The 15,561-nt window shown below is 62.8% G+C and carries 13 protein-coding genes; 10 read left to right on the top strand and 3 right to left on the bottom strand.

Going from position 1 to position 15,561, the window contains the following annotated elements; all coding sequences use genetic code 11:
- Window positions 1-5: 5 nt before the first annotated feature.
- The 8 genes from BUB62_RS05660 (at window position 6) to BUB62_RS05625 (ending at window position 8,610) form a co-directional block, all read left to right on the top strand.
- Window positions 6-773: a tyrosine-protein phosphatase gene (locus BUB62_RS05660; protein WP_084538847.1), complete on the top strand. Its 768-nt coding sequence runs from the start codon at window positions 6-8 to the stop codon at window positions 771-773.
- Window positions 774-857: 84 nt separating this feature from the next.
- On the top strand, window positions 858-1,844 hold the full coding sequence (locus tag BUB62_RS05655; protein ID WP_073107226.1) for an NAD-dependent epimerase/dehydratase family protein: 987 nt from the start codon (window positions 858-860) through the stop codon (window positions 1,842-1,844).
- A gap of 120 nt (window positions 1,845-1,964) precedes the next feature.
- Complete coding sequence (locus tag BUB62_RS05650; protein WP_073107223.1) at window positions 1,965-3,362, top strand: tetratricopeptide repeat protein; 1,398 nt, start codon at window positions 1,965-1,967, stop codon at window positions 3,360-3,362.
- A 240-nt stretch (window positions 3,363-3,602) separates the two neighbouring features.
- Window positions 3,603-4,433, top strand: a complete 831-nt coding sequence (locus BUB62_RS05645; protein WP_073107220.1) for a phosphosulfolactate synthase — start codon at window positions 3,603-3,605, stop codon at window positions 4,431-4,433.
- 119 nt (window positions 4,434-4,552) lie between these two features.
- Window positions 4,553-5,473 (top strand): alpha/beta hydrolase, encoded by a 921-nt coding sequence (locus tag BUB62_RS05640; protein ID WP_084538846.1) that lies wholly within the window; start codon window positions 4,553-4,555, stop codon window positions 5,471-5,473.
- Between the two features lie 49 nt (window positions 5,474-5,522).
- A complete protein-coding gene (locus tag BUB62_RS05635) occupies window positions 5,523-6,863 on the top strand; it encodes a PQQ-dependent sugar dehydrogenase (protein WP_073107219.1) in 1,341 nt (446 codons plus the stop codon).
- Between the two features lie 234 nt (window positions 6,864-7,097).
- Window positions 7,098-7,772, top strand: coding sequence for a DedA family protein (locus BUB62_RS05630; protein ID WP_073107216.1), 675 nt, complete (start codon window positions 7,098-7,100; stop codon window positions 7,770-7,772).
- A gap of 97 nt (window positions 7,773-7,869) precedes the next feature.
- The gene (locus BUB62_RS05625; protein WP_073107215.1) at window positions 7,870-8,610 is read left to right on the top strand and encodes a shikimate dehydrogenase family protein; all 741 of its coding nucleotides are present in this window, start codon (window positions 7,870-7,872) and stop codon (window positions 8,608-8,610) included.
- Window positions 8,611-8,724: 114 nt separating this feature from the next.
- On the opposite strand, the gene BUB62_RS05620 is transcribed toward BUB62_RS05625, so the two are convergent.
- The 3 genes from BUB62_RS05620 to BUB62_RS05610 form a co-directional block, all read right to left on the bottom strand.
- Complete coding sequence (locus BUB62_RS05620) at window positions 8,725-11,307, bottom strand: TonB-dependent receptor (RefSeq protein WP_073107213.1); 2,583 nt, start codon at window positions 11,305-11,307, stop codon at window positions 8,725-8,727.
- A gap of 202 nt (window positions 11,308-11,509) precedes the next feature.
- The gene (locus tag BUB62_RS05615) at window positions 11,510-12,352 is read right to left on the bottom strand and encodes an ABC transporter permease (RefSeq protein WP_073107212.1); all 843 of its coding nucleotides are present in this window, start codon (window positions 12,350-12,352) and stop codon (window positions 11,510-11,512) included.
- Window positions 12,349-13,278: an ABC transporter ATP-binding protein gene (locus BUB62_RS05610; RefSeq protein ID WP_073107210.1), complete on the bottom strand. Its 930-nt coding sequence runs from the start codon at window positions 13,276-13,278 to the stop codon at window positions 12,349-12,351. The genes BUB62_RS05615 and BUB62_RS05610 overlap by 4 nt, the downstream gene beginning before the upstream one ends.
- Before the next feature lie 225 nt (window positions 13,279-13,503).
- Here BUB62_RS05610 and BUB62_RS05605 point away from each other — a divergent pair, with 225 nt between their 5' ends.
- Together BUB62_RS05605 and BUB62_RS05600 are read left to right on the top strand one after the other, a co-directional pair.
- Window positions 13,504-14,718 (top strand): sensor histidine kinase, encoded by a 1,215-nt coding sequence (locus tag BUB62_RS05605; protein WP_084538845.1) that lies wholly within the window; start codon window positions 13,504-13,506, stop codon window positions 14,716-14,718.
- Entirely contained in the window at window positions 14,715-15,452 is a 738-nt protein-coding gene (locus BUB62_RS05600; RefSeq protein ID WP_073107206.1) for a LytR/AlgR family response regulator transcription factor, read from the top strand. Before BUB62_RS05605 ends, BUB62_RS05600 begins: the two co-directional genes overlap by 4 nt.
- Window positions 15,453-15,561: the final 109 nt, after the last annotated feature.

Below are 15,561 nucleotides of genomic sequence, written 5' to 3'. Positions count from 1 at the left end.
TCCGCGTGGCATCGTTCTTTCAGAAGCTTTTTGGCCACTCGGCCGCCGCGCCGCCGGATACGGCGGCGCTGGCCGTGCTGGGAGCCGATATGCACTCCCACCTGCTGCCCGGCCTCGATGACGGGGCCGAAACCGTGGAGCAGTCGTTGGAGCTGCTGCGAGCCATGCAGAATATGGGCTACCGTAAGCTTATCATGACGCCCCACATTATGGGCGACTTTTACAAAAACACGCCCACGGGCATCCGGGCGGCACTGACCCAATTGCGCGAGGCCGCCGCCGCCGCCGGCATCACAAACATCGAATTGGAGTGCGCCGCCGAATATTACCTCGATGAGTGGTTCCAGCAGAAGCTGGACAGCGCGGAGCCGCTGCTCAGCTTTGGCGGCGACAAGAAATATGTGCTGTTTGAAACCTCCTACATCAACGAGCCTTTCAATTTCAGCGAGACGGTTTTCAACCTTAAATCGGCGGGCTACCAGCCGGTGCTGGCCCACCCGGAGCGCTACACGTACTTCTACGGCCGCTTCCAGGATGTGGAAAAAGTGCGGCAGGATGGCGTGCTGCTGCAAATCAATCTGAACTCGCTCTGCGGCTACTACTCGCCGGGGGCTCGCAAAATGGCCGAGCGGCTGATAGATGCCGGGCTGGTGGATATGGTCGGCTCCGATGCCCACAACCTGAAACACACCGAAACCCTGCGTCAGAAAGTGCTGCCCACCGAGTATCTGCGCAAAGTGCTGGCGCTGCCCTTGCTGAACAGCAGTCTGTAGGTTGGGGTCTTGGGGGCTTAGATGTCATTCAAACACCCCCCCAAGCCCTCCACAACCAAGCCCCCAATAACCAAGTCCCCATACATGATTTTCGTTACCGGCGGCAGCGGCCTTATCGGCAGTTTTCTGATTCCGGCGCTGGTGGCGCGGGGGCACGCCGTGCGGGCGCTCTACCGAAAGCAGGTGCCAGCCCTGGCGGCTGCCGCCGGGGTAGAATGGGTGGAAGGCGACGTGCGCGACACGCTGGGGCTACAATCAGCCATGGACGGCGTCACGCACGTTTTTCATTGCGCCGGGCTGGTGTCCTACTCGCCCCAGGACGAAGACGCGCTGCTGCAAACCAATGTGGAGGGCACCGCCGCCGTGGTAGATGCCTGCCTGGCGCGGCCGGGCGTACGGCTGTGCTACGTGTCGTCGGTGGCGGCGCTGGGCAGTGCGGCGGCTGAAGCGGGCGGAGCTGCTGCGGGGCAGACGGTGGATGAGGAGGCCAAGTGGGACCTGGGCGCGGAACACGCGGCGTATGCCACCTCCAAGTACCTAGCCGAGCTGGAGGTGTGGCGCGGCATCACCGAAGGCCTGTCGGCGGTGATGGTGAACCCCTCGGTGGTGCTGGGGCCGGCCAACTGGGCGCGGAGCAGCACCCGGCTGTTTCACTATGCCTACCAGGAACACGCTTTTTACACGCCCGGAAGCCTTAACTTTGTGGACGTGCGCGACGTGGTGCAGACCATGCTGCAGCTGACGTTGGACACGGCCATTTCCGGGGAGCGGTTTGTGCTGAGCGCCGGGGCCGTGCCGCTGCATGAGTTTCTGGCCCAGGCGGCCCATTGCTTCGGCAAAAAGCCGCCCACGGTGGCCGTGCCCGACTGGGCGGCGGAAATAATCTGGCGGCTGGAGCATGGCCGCTCGGTGCTGACCGGAGCCCGGCCGCTCATCACTAAAGACACGGCCCGGGCTGGTCGGCGGCGGGTAATATACAGTGCCGAAAAAGTGCGGAAGGCGCTGGGAATGAGCTTCCGGCCGCTGGCCGAAACGGTGCAGTGGTGCTGCGCCGGCCTGCGGCCGAACTAGCCGGCCTCCGGTGCGGTTGTTGTATTATAGTGCCCGAACCGCTTTGGGCGGTTTCCTTTGACCTAATACCCGCGGAGCCTGCCGTTTTGGCGGCCCCGCGTCTGTTGTAGCAGCATGAGAATGAACGAGAATTTTGAGGACCAGAACGAAGTGATGGACACGGTGCGCCGCTTTGAGCGGATGCTGGCCACGAACGAATCCGTATTTTTTGATCTGGCCGACTTTGAGAATATCATTGACCATTATACCACGAATACCCAGTACGAGCAGGCCCTGCAGGCCTGCGAAGCCGCCATTGCCCAATATCCTTTCTCTACGGAGCTGCTGATTGACCGCTCGCAGGTGCTGGCCATGAAGGGCGAATATGTGGCCGCCGCCCAGCAGATTGAGCATGTAGCGCACCTCGACCCCGACAACCCGGACGTGGCCGTCACGCGCGGCATCATTTCCACCCAGAAAGGCGAGTTCTCGGAAGCCGTGGCTTACTTTCAGCAGGCCGCCGAGCGGGCTCCCGACCGCGACGATATTTATTTCAACCTGGGCCTGGCCTACCAGAGCTGGCAGAAATTCAAGAGCGCGGCCAAGTTTTATAAGCAGAGCCTGCGCCTGAACCCTGACAACGAAGTGGCCGTGCAGGAGCTGCTCTACTGTCTGGAAGTGAGCGAGCGGCTGGAGAAAAACCTGGAATTTTTCCGCCGCTTTACGGATGAAGACCCCTATTCCGTTATTGCCTGGTACAACCTGGGGCAGGCCTACTACCGGGCCAATAAGTACGCCGAAGCCGAGGCGGCCTTCGAGTACGCCATCATTATCGACGCTAAGTTCTACGACGCGCACACGTTCCTGGCCAGCACCTATGTGAGTCAGGAAAAGTACCGCGAAGCCATTGCCGAGTTTCATTTGGGCTATGAGGAAGGTACACCCACGGCGGAGGCGCTGTGCAACATCGGGGAGTGCTACGAGAAGCTGGCCGAGTGGGACAATGCCCGTAAGCACTACCAAAAGTCCATCGACCTCGACCAGACGATGGATGAGGCGTGGTTTGGTATTGGGGTGGTGCTCAATGCGCAGGACCGCTGGTTTGAGGCCATTCACTTCTTCCGCAAGGCCACCGAGCTGTATGACGAAAGCCCCGAGTATTGGCTGGCACTGGCCGCGGCCGAGTACCAGCTGGGCAATGTGGTGTCGGCCATTGAGGCCTACGACAAAGCCACCCAGGTAGCCCCCGACAACAAAGACGCGTGGCTGAACTGGAGCATCATTCTCTACGAGCAGGGCAACTTCGACGGGGCTATTGATCTGATGACCAACGCCGTGGAGATTCAGCCGGCCGAGGCCGAGCTGCACTACCGCCTGTGCGCTTACCAGCTGGCCGCCGGCCGTTACCGCGAGGCCTACCAGAACCTGGAAAACGCGCTGGTGCTCGATTTCGACAAGCACCGCCTGCTGTTTGAGTACTTCCCCGAGCTGGAGTCGCAGCGCGCCCTGGCCCGGCTGATTGACCAGTATCGGAAATAGGTTTTTTTGGGTCTTGGGGGCTTGGGTTCTTAGGAACTTGGCTGTCGTTCTACATTCTTGGTCAGAACGACAGCCAAGTTCCTAAGAACCCAAGCCCCCAAGACCCTTTTTAGTACTTACAGAATTCGGGCGTACTTTTGCCGATATATCGGAAGTGGACAAACTTGACGGCTTATGCCAACGGGAACTGAAACCAAGCTCCTAAGCCCCCAAGTCCCTAAGACCCCCAAGCCCCCAAGCATGAATTACACCCTCAACAACCTCCCCGAGCGCACTGCCAAACCCCGCGAGCAAGGCTACACGATGGTCATGGATAAAGGCCTGAGCATCCGCGAGGTAGAAGACTTTCTGGAAGTAGGCGCGCCGTATACCGACATTGTGAAGCTGGGCTGGGCCACGTCTTTCGTAACGCCCAACCTGAAGCGCAAGCTGGCGGTGTACAAGGAGGCCGGCATTCCGGTGTATTTCGGCGGCACGCTGTTCGAGGCCTTTATCATTCGCAACCAGTTCGACGACTACCGCCGCCTGCTGGAGGAGTTTGGAATGGAATACGCCGAGGTTTCTGACGGCTCCATCGACCTGGTGCACGACCGCAAGCTGGACTACATCCGCACGCTGGCGCAGCAGGTGAACGTGCTGAGCGAGGTGGGCTCGAAGGATGCGGAGAAGATCATTCCGCCCTACAAGTGGATTTCGCAGATGAAAACGGAGCTGGAAGCCGGGGCCGTGAAGGTGATTGGCGAAGCCCGCGAAGCCGGCAACGTGGGCCTGTTCCGCAGCACCGGCGAGGTGCGCTCGGGCCTGGTGGAAGAGATTCTGACCCAGATTCCGGTGGAGAAAATCCTGTGGGAAGCCCCGCAGAAGTCGCAACAGGTGTGGTTCATCAAGATGATGGGGGCCAACGTGAACCTGGGCAACATCGCGCCGAACGAAATTGTGAGCCTCGAAACCATCCGCCTGGGCCTGCGCGGCGACACGTTCACTCACTTCTTGGACATGGACACCGTGGACGAGATGTTTCGGCCCGAAGTGAAGACCGGCAAGCCGGGGACTTCCATGCCACGCGGCTAATGCAATAAGCGCATTCAACGGCTGAGAGGCCCGATCTGGCAGCAGATCGGGCCTTTTGCTTGTCGGCTGGTGCGGAGGGAGAGCCGCTGATAATTCGGTTCGTGGACTATCTTGCCGCCATGATTCGTTCGCTGTTGTTGCTGTTTTTTCTGGTGGAGTTGGCGCTGGATGCGGCCGGGCAGTCTGCCGGCGCGGCTGCCCGCGTGGAGCATCTGCCCGCTTTCCCGTCCAGATTCGTGAAGGCCCGGCAGATAGATGTGTGGCTGCCCGAGGGCTATGAGCAGGGCAAAACGTATCCGGTGCTGTATATGCAGGATGGCCAGAACGTGTTTGACCCCAAAACTTCCAGCTACGGCGTGGCCTGGGAGGCCGACAGCATTCTGGCCCGCCTGAGCCAGGCCGGCCAGACCCGCCCCTGCATCGTGGTGGGCATCTGGAACACCGATCTGCGCTTCCGCGAATATGCGCCGGCCCAGCCTTACTACGCGCTGCCGGCCGCGTTTCGGGATGCGCTGGCCCAGGAGCGGCCCGGCACGCCGCTTTCTGACGAATTCCTGCGCTTTGTGGTGCAGGAGCTGAAGCCCTACATCGACCGGCACTACCGCACCCGGCCCGGCCGCGCCGATACGTTTGTGGCCGGATCCAGCATGGGCGGCCTGATTTCCTTGTATGCCGTGCTCGAATATCCGCGCGTGTTTGGCGGGGCGGCCTGCCTTTCCACGCACTGGCCGCTGAGCCTACAGCAAAACCGCCCCGATTTTACCAACGCCATGCTGACCTATATGGACCGGAAGCTGCCGCGCCGCCACCGGCCCCGGCTCTATTTCGACTACGGCACCACTACGCTCGATGCCCGCTACGAACCCCACCAGCTGCGCGTGGATAGCCTGATGCGGGCCCACGGCTACGATGCCACCCACTGGCTGACGCGCAAATACGAAGGTGCCGCCCACAACGAAGCCGCCTGGAAGCGCCGCTTCGCCGTGCCCGCCACGTTTCTGCTGGCCCCCAAACCAGCCCGCCGAAAACCGGGGCAGTAACCCGCAGCGCGAAAGGCAGTAGAAAGGAGCACTCCATCTTTCTGCCGATATGAGAAATACGAATCTTGGCGCAGCCGCGCTATTGGGCCTGCTGGCCGCCTGCGGTGGCCCCACAGCCCAGGAAAAACGCCAGGCCCAGGCCGATACGCCCGCCGATACCGTGGGCAGCGCTGCGCAGATCGTGGCGCTGCCCGCGCCCTACGCCACGGAGTCGGCTACCAAGCGTAGCGTGGTCATTGATTGGCCCGCGGGCAAAATGCCGGTGGCCCCGGCCGGCTTCACGGTGCGCGAATACGCCGGCGGCTTCAATAGTCCGCGCTGGCTCTATGTGCTGCCCAACGGCGACGTGCTGGTGGCCGAGTCGAACACGGTGCCCAAAAGCGCCAAGCTGAAAGTGGCCGCCGCCTTGGACCTGGATAAGTCCCGCTCCCTGAAATCGACCAGCGCCAACCGCATCACGCTGCTGCGCGACACCGACAAAGACGGCCGGCCCGACGTGCGCACCACTTTTCTGAGTGGCCTAAAGCAGCCGCTGGGAATGGTGCTCATCGGCAACAATTTCTACGTGGCCAACACCGATGCCGTGCTGCGCTTCGCCTACGCGCCGGACGCAACCAGCCTCAGCGGCCCCGGCCAGAAGATTCTGGACTTGCCCGAAGGCGGCTACAACAACCACTGGACGCGCAACCTGCTGGCCAGTGCCGACGGCTCCAAGATCTACGTGAGTGTGGGCTCGGCCTCGAATGTGATGGAGCACGGCGCGGAAAATGAAATCCGGCGGGCCAATATTCTGGAAATAAACCCCGATGGCTCGGGCGAGAAAATATACGCCAGCGGCCTGCGCAACCCCGTGGGCATGGCCTGGGCCCCCGGCACCACCACGCTCTGGACCGCCGTGAACGAGCGCGACGAGCTGGGCGACGACCTCGTGCCCGACTACCTGACCAGCGTGCGCCCCGGCGGCTTCTACGGCTGGCCGTATTCGTATTTCGGGCAGCACGAAGACCCGCGCCGCAAGGGCGAAAAGCCGGAGCTGGTGCGCAAGGCGCTGGTGCCCGAAGTGGCGCTGGGGCCGCACACGGCCTCGCTGGGGCTGGCCTTCTATAGCCAAACGGCTTTTCCGGCCAAGTATCGCGGCGGCGCTTTCATCGGGCAGCACGGCTCCTGGAACCGCTCGCAGTTTACGGGCTATAAAGTGGTGTTCGTGCCCTTCCGCGACGGCCGCCCCAGCGGCCCACCCGAAGATTTCCTGACCGGCTTCCGGGTAGATGAGGCCAGCAACAAAGTGTACGGTCGCCCCGTGGGCGTATTCGCCGCCCCCGACGGCAGCCTGCTGGTAGCCGATGATGCGGGCAATAAAGTGTGGCGGGTGAGTGCGGCGGCGCAGTAGTAACACTATTCTGTCATCCTGAGCTTGCGAAGGACCTTATCACGAGTGAACGACAAGCGTACCAACGACAGTCGTTCGCTCATGATAAGGTCCTTCGCAAGCTCAGGATGACAGACAGTGGCCACCTGAAAACCGGAAACATTCGGGCCGCAGGCTGCCACTTTGCCGGCAGCCTGTTTTCTTTGTAGCATAATTGATTGACGGCGGCCGTCCTTTTCCTTACCCAATCTTGCAATGGAGATTATCAAGCACTTTTTTGACCTCGTTCTACACCTCGACAAAACCCTGATCGACGTGGTGCATCAGTACGGCACGCTCACGTATCTGATTCTGTTCCTGATTATTTTCACCGAAACCGGGGTCATCGTATTTCCCTTTCTGCCCGGCGATTCGCTGCTGTTCGTGGCCGGCACGCTGGCGGCCCAAACGGCCAACCCCGGCTCGCCCGAAACGCTGCTCAACATCTGGCATCTGATTCCGCTGCTGTTCGCGGCCGCTTTCCTCGGCGATAATCTGAACTACTTCGTGGGCGACTATCTGGGGCCGCGTGTGTTCCGCGAGGATTTCCGCTTTCTGAAGCGCAAGTACCTAGAGCAGACCCAAGCCTTCTATGCCAAGCACGGCGGCAAAACCATCATTATGGCGCGCTTCGTGCCCATCGTGCGCACGTTTGCGCCGTTTGTGGCGGGCGTGGGCACCATGAAGTACAGCTACTTTATCAGCTACAGCATTGCCGGAGCGCTGTTCTGGGTGATTTCGCTCACGGCGGCCGGTTACCTGTTCGGCAACATTCCGGTGGTGAAAAACAATTTCACACTGGTGATTTACGCCATCATCCTGGTGTCGATACTGCCGCCGATGTTCCAGTTTCTGAAGTCGAAGCTCAGTGGCAAGCCGGCGCAGGCATAAGCTTGGCTTTGGATTATTTTTTTAGAAAACCGCCTCACTCCTACGGAAGTGGGGCGGTTTTTTTGTTTTTTCGGGTCCTCATCAGCTACGCCAGCCCATGCGCGAATTCGGCCTTATCGGGCAGTCGCTCGGACATTCCTTTTCCCAGACCTACTTCAATCAGAAATTCCATAATCTGGATATTGACGATTGCCGCTACGATCTGTTTGAGCTGCCCACCATTGCGCACCTGCCCGCGCTGCTGGCCCAGCGGCCGGGCCTGGCCGGGCTGAACGTGACCATTCCCTATAAAGAGCAGATCTGGCCCTACCTCGACGAAGTGGCCCCCTCGGCGGCCCGCGTGGGAGCCGTGAACGTGGTAGAGTTTGCCGCCGACGGCCGCCGCATCGGCCACAACACCGATGTGACCGGGTTTCGGGAGTCGGTGCGCGGCTTCTATCCGGAGCGGGGCGAGGCTGCTGGGGCGCTGGTGCTGGGCACCGGCGGGGCTTCCAAAGCCGTGGAGGCGGCGCTGGCCGAGCTGGGCATCCGGCGCTGGGTGGTGTCGCGCAACGAGCTGGGCCGCGGCCTTACCTACGCCGACCTGACCCCCGCCATTCTGGAAGCGCACCCGCTCATCATCAACTGCACGCCGCTAGGCACCGCGCCCAACGTGCACGAGTGCCCGCCCATTCCCTACGCTGCCCTCACGCCCCAGCACTACCTCTTCGACCTGATCTACAACCCCAGCGAAACCCTGTTTCTGCAAAAAGGCCGCGAAGCCGGCGCCCAAACCAAAAACGGCTTCGAAATGCTCTGCATCCAGGCCGAAGCCGCCTGGGATATCTGGAATAAGTGAAATGGTGAGATAGTGAAATGGTGAGTTTGCTGTTCAATCTGCGCTAAATGCGCCGCTTGCGCCAGATGCGCAGATTGAACAGCAAACTCACCATTTCACTATCTCACCATTTCACTACTGCTGTCCCTGGTTGCTTTCGCCTTGTTTCACGTCGTCGTTCTGGATGCCACGGCGGCGCTTTTGGGGCTGGGCCGATACCTTGCCGAAGCGGTAGTTGAAGGCCAGGCGCACGCCGCGCATGTAGATATAGTTGTTGCTTTCCTGACGAAACTGGTCAGTGTCGAGCGTGGCGCTCAGGTTGCGGGTGGCTTGCAGAAAGTTGTCGGCGTTCAGGGTCAGGTCGGCTTTGTCCTTGAGCAGGCTTTTGCGCAGGCCCACCGAGTAGAACGTCCAGGCGGCTTGGCGGCCCTGCAGCTGCACGCGGGGCGAGTTCAGGCCGCCGTTGAACTGCAGGCTCAATCCCTTGTCGAATTTGTAGCCGGAGTTGATATTCAGGCTGGCTATCATCCCGGAGTTGCTGAGGCCCAGCGAAGGGCTTTTCAACGACACGTAGTACACGTTCAGCGTACCGCTCACGTCCCATTTCGGCACCGGCTTCACCGAGCCAAACACGCTCATGCCGTAGGTGGCGTTGCGCCCTATGTTGCGGAACGTCTGATTCTGCACCAGGCGGTCGGGGCGGCCGGCTACGCGCACGGTATCCACGAAGCGGAAGGGCTCGATGGCGCTGCCGGTGCGGCGGGCGTAGGTTGAAATGGTCAGCACCGAGCCCTTGATGAAGGTGGTGTAGCTCAGCTCCACGTTGTGCGTCCGCTCCGGCTCCAGCTGCGGGTTGCCGTAGGTGATGTTGAGCGAATCGGTGGCGTTGACGAACGGATTCAGGTAGAAAATCTGGGGGCGCTGAATACGCTGCGAGTAGGCCGCGCGCAGACTCTGGCCGGGCATTTTGGGGTTGCCGGGCTGGTAGCTCAGGCTCAGGTTGGGCAGCAGCGTGGTGTAGTCCTGCTGCACGCCCTGGTCGGAGCCCTGCTTAAAGCTGCCATCAATGCGGGTCTGCTCGACGCGGGCGCCGGCTTTGCCGCTCACCTTTTTGTTCAGGCTGAAGCCGTAGGATCCGTAGGCCGCCAGCACATCCTGGTCGTAGCTAAAGTTGTTGGAGCGGGGCTTATTGGTCTGCAGGCTGCTCTGGCCGGTGGGGTCGGTCTGCACGGTGTAGTCGCTGCTCACGCGGCGCATAATGGCTTTAGCTCCGGTTTCGAGCGTCGTGGTTTCCGAAAGCGGATGCACGTAGTCGGTCTGCAGCGTGGTTTCCAGGTTGCGCGAGAGGTTCAGGCTCTGTTCGCGGTAGTTGGGGTTCGCCGCCACGCCCTCACCGGGGTATTGGTCGAGGCTGAAATCCTGGTTGTTGCGGTTGCGGGTGTGCTGGCCCAGCACGTTCCACTCGCGGCGCTTCTGCGCAAAAGTGCGGGTGTAGCTGCCGCTCACGTCGTAGCTCTGGGTATGGAAGCTGCGCTCGGAGTCGCGGGTGAACCGGTTGCTGAACGCGGGCGTGGGCGTGCTTTCGTTGAAGAGTTGATTGTCGCCGCTGTTGCGGAACATGCTGCCCTGCACGGCCAGCGTGAGGCTGTGGTACTGGGCGGGGTCGTAGTCGAGGCCGAGGCGGCCGAAGCCACCGCCGCCCAGCGAGTTGCCCTCGCCGCGCTGTAGCAGGGTCAGGCGCTCGGTGCCGTCGGCGTTTTTCAGATAGCGCTCCAAATCATTGCGGTTGGGACTGTAGTAGGCAAAGCCGCTGGCCGAGCTGGTCAGCCCAACTTTGCCCTGGCGGTAGTTCAGGGCCGCGTTGGCGTTGGAGCTGCGCGTGCCGCCAGCCAGCCCCAGGCTGCCGTTGGTGCCCTGCAGGTTGTTTTTCTTGAGCGTGATGTTGATAATGCCGCCGCTGCCCTCCGCATCATACTTGGCCGAGGGCGAGGTAATAACTTCCACCGTCTTGATCTGGTCGGCCGGAATCTGCTTCATGGCATCGGCCACCGAGCCCGCCACAATGCCCGAGGGCTTGTTGTTGATGAGTACCAGCACGTTGCTGGTGCCGCGTAGCTGCACGTTGCCCTCGGGGTCCACGCTCAGCAGTGGTACTTTGCGCAGCACGTCGGCCGCGGTGCCGCCGGCGTTGGTGAGGTCCTTTTCAGCGTTGTAGACGATGCGGTCAGGCTTGGTTTCCACCACGTCCCGCTCACCGGTCACGGTCACCTCGCCCAGCTTCTGGACCGCCGAGGTCAGGGCCACAGTGCCCAGATCGGTGCTGCCTTCGCCCACGGTCACGGTCTCGGTGCGGCCGGTGTAGCCCACAAAGCTGAGCTGCACGCGGTAGGTGCCGGGGGCCAGCCCTTTCAGCACGAAGCGGCCTTTTTCGTCGCACACGGTGCCGTCGAGCGGGGTGGTGCCGGTGGCGGGCAGCAGGGCCACGGTGGCAAACTCCACGGGCTTTTTGGTGGCCGCATCTAGCACCGTGCCCGTCAGGCGGCCCGTCCCGCGCGGGACGGTGGACAGGGCCAGCGGCTTAGGAGCCGTGGGGGCCGGCGCGCCGGCTGGTAGGGTAGGGCGGGCAGTTGGTGGGGCTCCGGCGGGCGGGATAGTCTGGGCGAGGGCGGGGGCGGCCAGCAGGCCACCGAGCAGTACGGGTAGATAAGCGTGCTTCATCAGATATAGAAACTCAAGTGGGTAGGAACCGGAAGGCGGGACAAAGAGAAGGCAATGCCCGCCCACCGACAACTAAAAAAGGTTAAGTGGTTACAATTCGGCCCTGAAATGCAGCAGCCGGGAGATGAATGGGAGAAGATCAGGTCTGCCAAGGGTCACACCGGTGGCGGCGGGGTTGCACGAGGCCGGCCGGAATCCGGCATTATTCGCTTTGTCGGAAGCGCAGCAGCGCGTAACCCAGCAGCACCGCGCCTCCAAACCAGGCCAGGCTATACCATTCGGCCAACGACACGGCCGGGTCCACCGTCAAGACTGCTTTGCCGCTCAGCGCGTGCAGCACCCGCGCCGGCGCCGCGTACGGAATCACATCGACATGCTCCCAGCGCAGCAGCGTGAGGCCCGTGACGATGCCGCCGATACCCAGGGCCAGCGGCACCACGAAGCTGCGCCACCACAGCGCCGCCACGTACTGAATGCCCAGCAGGCCCAGCGTAGCCAGGAAGGTATGCCCCAGCATCAGCCCCACCGGCCCCAGCGCGATGCTGCCAGCCCGAAACCCCAGCTCCGGCCGCAGCCAGCCCAGCACCCCGCCCGCCGCCAGCAGCAGCCCCGCATACAGCATCTGGGCCAGCAGCGTGAGCTGGAGCAGAATCAGCAGCTTACTGACGTAGACGGCTCCCCGGCCCACCGGCAGGGCATGCACATGTTTCCAGCCCACGGCCTGGTGCTCAATGGCGGCCAGCAGGCCCGTGAGCAGCACCACAAACAAGGGCAGCAAAAAGGCCGAAGCCGTCTGCCAGCTCATCGTCACGTAGTGCGGCCATGGGTTCTGGCCCGGCTTCACCAGGTATTCGCCTTTGAAGTAGAAGATACAGAAGTTGAGCAGCACCGGCAAAGCGCCGCCGGCCAGCGCCAGCCACAGGGCCGGCGTGCGGTACAGCTTGCCATAGTCGGCGGCGAGGCAGCGCCGCAGTTGCGTGAGGGCACCGGGGGCGGCGGGCAGCGTAGCCCAGTGCGGCGGGGGAGGGGTGGTCAGGGTTTTCATAGGGCCGTGCTGGTTTCGGTGAGCTGGAGAAATGTGTCTTCGAGGCTGGGCTGCTCCTGGCGCAGGCCGTAGATGGGCTGGCCGGCCGCCACCAGGGCCTGGGCCAGCGTGGCCACCTGGTCGGGAGTGGAAAAGGGCAGCCGGAGCGTGCCGGGGCCGGTTAGCAGGGCGCCGCTCAGCAGCTGGGGCAGCAGGTTGCGGCAGGTGTCGGCGCTGGCGGTATCGAGCACCAGCCAAGTCTGGTCGGCCTGCCGGTGCTGCAGCGCCGCCAGGCTGCCCTGAAAAACCAGCCGGCCCTGCTGAATGACCCCCACATGCGTGGCTACTTTCTCAATCTCGCTGATCAGGTGGCTCGACAGCAGAATGGTTTTGCCGTGCTCCTGGCGCAGCCGCAGCAGCAGGCCGCGCATCTCCATGATGCCGTTGGGGTCCAGGCCGTTGGTGGGCTCATCGAGCAGCAATAGGTCGGGGTCGGGGAGCAGGGCCAGGGCCAGCCCCAGGCGCTGGCGCATCCCCAGCGAGTATTCCTTCACCAGCCGGCCGCCCGAGTTGCTCAGGCCCACTAGCGCCAGCACTTCGGTCGTGCGGTGGGCGGGCAGGCCCCGCAGGCGACGGGTGGCCTCTACGTTTTCGCGGCCCGTGAGGTGGCCGTAGAGCGAAGGGTTTTCGATGAGCGCGCCCACCCGGCTCAGCAGGGCCACCTGGTGCCGGGCTAAGTCGTGCCCGAACAGCTGGACCGTGCCGGCCGCCGGCCGCAGCAGCCCCAGCAGCAGGCGCATAGTCGTGCTTTTGCCGGCCCCGTTCGGCCCCAGAAAGCCGTAGATGCTGCCCGGCGGCACCTGCAGGCCGATGTCGTGCAGAATGGGGCGCTTGCCAAAGCAGAAATGCAGCCCCTGGGTTTCCAGCAGCAGATCAGAAACAGCCATCGTATCGGGTAGTGAGGTGGAACATGGTGGCAAACCTAGCCGCCCGTCGGCAGTGCCGGCCGACTATTCTACCAACCAGCCCGCGGGTGTCGGCAATGGTGGTTTTGGGGTGGCCAACGCCGGCTGAGGCCCCCGGCGCGCTGGGCTCCGGCGTTGGCGGCTGCTGGCGGGCCGTTGGGCTGGCCGGGGGCGGTGTTGGTTGAAAACTATAGCCGCAATCCGTGGATGCTGGTATCTTCCGGCGTGGAAATCGTACTGCCCGCTGCTTTGCCCCCTGCTGTTTCACCCGCCTCCGGCCGATGGAGCCGTGTGCGGGCCTTTTCCCGCCTGCACTGGTGGCCCCACGCCGATGGCGCGGCCGTTCCGCTGTGGGTTCATCTGCTCTTCTGGGGCATTCTGCTGCTGTTTGATGGGATGATGCTGGCCTATGAGCCGACCAAATTCGGCAGCCGCCTGGGGCTACGCGGGTTTCTGCTCCGGGCCGGGCTCACCGACCTGCTGGCGGCGGCCATGTTCTATACCAACTGGATGCTGCTGATTCCGCGCACCCTGAGCCGGGGCCGGCTCATTCCCTACATCATCGGGGTGCTGTTGCTGCTGCTGCTCTACGTGCCCGCCCGTTTTGGCGCTTCCGTGCTCATCGGCGGAGCCGCCGAGCAGGCCCGCACTCAGCCGCAGACGCTGGCCATGATTGTGCCCTATACCCTGATGGGGCTGATGGCCATTTTCTTCAGCTCGGCGCTGCGCATCACCGGCGACTACCTGCGCGGCCTGCGCAACCGCCGCGAGCTGGAGCACCAGCAGTTGCTCACGGAGCTGGCCATGCTCAAAACCCAGATCAACCCGCACTTCCTCTTCAACACCCTCAACAACATCTATTCCCTCACCAGCCGCAAATCCGACCGCGCCCCGGAGGCGGTGCTGCGGCTGGCTGAAATCATGCGCTACCTGCTCTACGAAAGCAGCACCGACACCGTGCCGCTGAGCCGGGAGCTGGTGCATCTGCGCGCCTTCCTCGATTTGCAGCGCCTGCGCCTGCCCGCTTCTGCCCCCGAGGCCATCTGCTTTCAGGTCGAAGGCATCGCGCCCGATTCCGCCCATCCCATTGCCCCGCTGCTGCTGCTGCCGCTGGTCGAAAATGCCTTTAAGCACGGTGATCTGACCGTGCGCCCCGTCGCGGTCCACATCAGCCTGACCCTGCTGCCCGACGATGGCCGGCTGCGCTTCACCGTGCTCAACCACCTGCCGCCCGCCGATGAAGGCCGCCACCTGCCCGAACAGCCCGGCGGCGTGGGCCTCGCTAACCTGCGGCGGCGCCTCACGCTGCTCTACCCCGGCCGCCATGTGCTGGATGTGCAAACGCCCCCCGGCCAGCACCTAGTCACGCTCACGCTGTGGCCTGATAGCCGCCCGGCCTCTCCTTCAACCCCCGCTCCATGACCTGCGCTATTCTCGACGACGAACCTCTGGCCCTCGATCTGCTGGCCGATTATTGTGCCCAGATGCCCGGCCTGGAGCTGAAGGGGCAGTTTGATGATGTTCTGGCCGGGCTGGCCTTTCTGCAGGACAATCCCGTGGATGTCGTGTTTCTGGATATTCACATGCCCCGGCTCACGGGGTTGCAACTGGCCCAGCTGCTGCCCCAGCCGGGGCCGCGCATCGTCTTCACCACCGCCTACGACCAATATGCCGTGCGCAGCTACGAGCTGAACGCCACCGATTATCTGCTCAAGCCTATTGCCTTCGAGCGGTTTGTGCAGGCCGTGCAGAAAGTGCGGCACCAGCTGGCCCCCAGTGCCCCCAATGCCCTGCTGCCCGCCGATGCCAGCCCGCCGCCGGCGGCGCTTGGCAGCCCGAAGGCAATGTTCGTAAAGAATGAGAACCGCCTGCAGCGCGTAGATTTCGATGATATTCTCTACATCGAGGGCATGAAGGAATACCTGATGATTTATACCACGGCGGGCAAAGTCCTCACCCTGCAGTCGTTTCGGCGGGTGGAAGAGGTGCTGCCCCCGGAGCGATTTGCCCGCATCCACAAGTCCTATCTGGTGGCCCTGGGCTGCATCGAGCACGTGGAGCGGGGCAAGGTGCAGGTGGCCGGCCGCCTGCTCCCCATCGGCGACACCTACCGCGAGGCCTTTGCCAGCCTGATCAAAGCCTACAATCAGCTTTGAACCAGGGCAGACGGATGGCTGCCAAGCCCCGATAAAACAACAGCAGCCAACCGAGAACGGCTGGCTGCTGCAGGATGCAATAGAAGTGCGAAGAAGCGGTAAGTACCGC

This window comes from Hymenobacter daecheongensis DSM 21074 (assembly GCF_900141805.1).
Lineage (GTDB): Bacteria > Bacteroidota > Bacteroidia > Cytophagales > Hymenobacteraceae > Hymenobacter > Hymenobacter daecheongensis.
The sequence above is the reverse complement of the archived record's forward strand: the minus strand, read 5'-3'. Positions and strand labels throughout refer to the sequence as shown.

What these genes read in the sequence shown, in the direction of transcription:
- BUB62_RS05655 (WP_073107226.1), top strand. Translation starts at nt 858, where the DNA reads ATGATTTTCGTTACCGGCGGCAGCGGCCTTATCGGCAGTTTTCTGATT.
- BUB62_RS05650 (WP_073107223.1), top strand. Translation starts at nt 1,965, where the DNA reads ATGAACGAGAATTTTGAGGACCAGAACGAAGTGATGGACACGGTGCGC.
- BUB62_RS05645 (WP_073107220.1), top strand. Translation starts at nt 3,603, where the DNA reads ATGAATTACACCCTCAACAACCTCCCCGAGCGCACTGCCAAACCCCGC.
- BUB62_RS05640 (WP_084538846.1), top strand. Translation starts at nt 4,553, where the DNA reads ATGATTCGTTCGCTGTTGTTGCTGTTTTTTCTGGTGGAGTTGGCGCTG.
- BUB62_RS05635 (WP_073107219.1), top strand. Translation starts at nt 5,523, where the DNA reads ATGAGAAATACGAATCTTGGCGCAGCCGCGCTATTGGGCCTGCTGGCC.
- BUB62_RS05630 (WP_073107216.1), top strand. Translation starts at nt 7,098, where the DNA reads ATGGAGATTATCAAGCACTTTTTTGACCTCGTTCTACACCTCGACAAA.
- BUB62_RS05625 (WP_073107215.1), top strand. Translation starts at nt 7,870, where the DNA reads ATGCGCGAATTCGGCCTTATCGGGCAGTCGCTCGGACATTCCTTTTCC.
- BUB62_RS05620 (WP_073107213.1), bottom strand. Translation starts at nt 11,307, where the DNA reads ATGAAGCACGCTTATCTACCCGTACTGCTCGGTGGCCTGCTGGCCGCC.
- BUB62_RS05615 (WP_073107212.1), bottom strand. Translation starts at nt 12,352, where the DNA reads ATGAAAACCCTGACCACCCCTCCCCCGCCGCACTGGGCTACGCTGCCC.
- BUB62_RS05610 (WP_073107210.1), bottom strand. Translation starts at nt 13,278, where the DNA reads ATGGCTGTTTCTGATCTGCTGCTGGAAACCCAGGGGCTGCATTTCTGC.
- BUB62_RS05605 (WP_084538845.1), top strand. Translation starts at nt 13,504, where the DNA reads ATGCTGGTATCTTCCGGCGTGGAAATCGTACTGCCCGCTGCTTTGCCC.
- BUB62_RS05600 (WP_073107206.1), top strand. Translation starts at nt 14,715, where the DNA reads ATGACCTGCGCTATTCTCGACGACGAACCTCTGGCCCTCGATCTGCTG.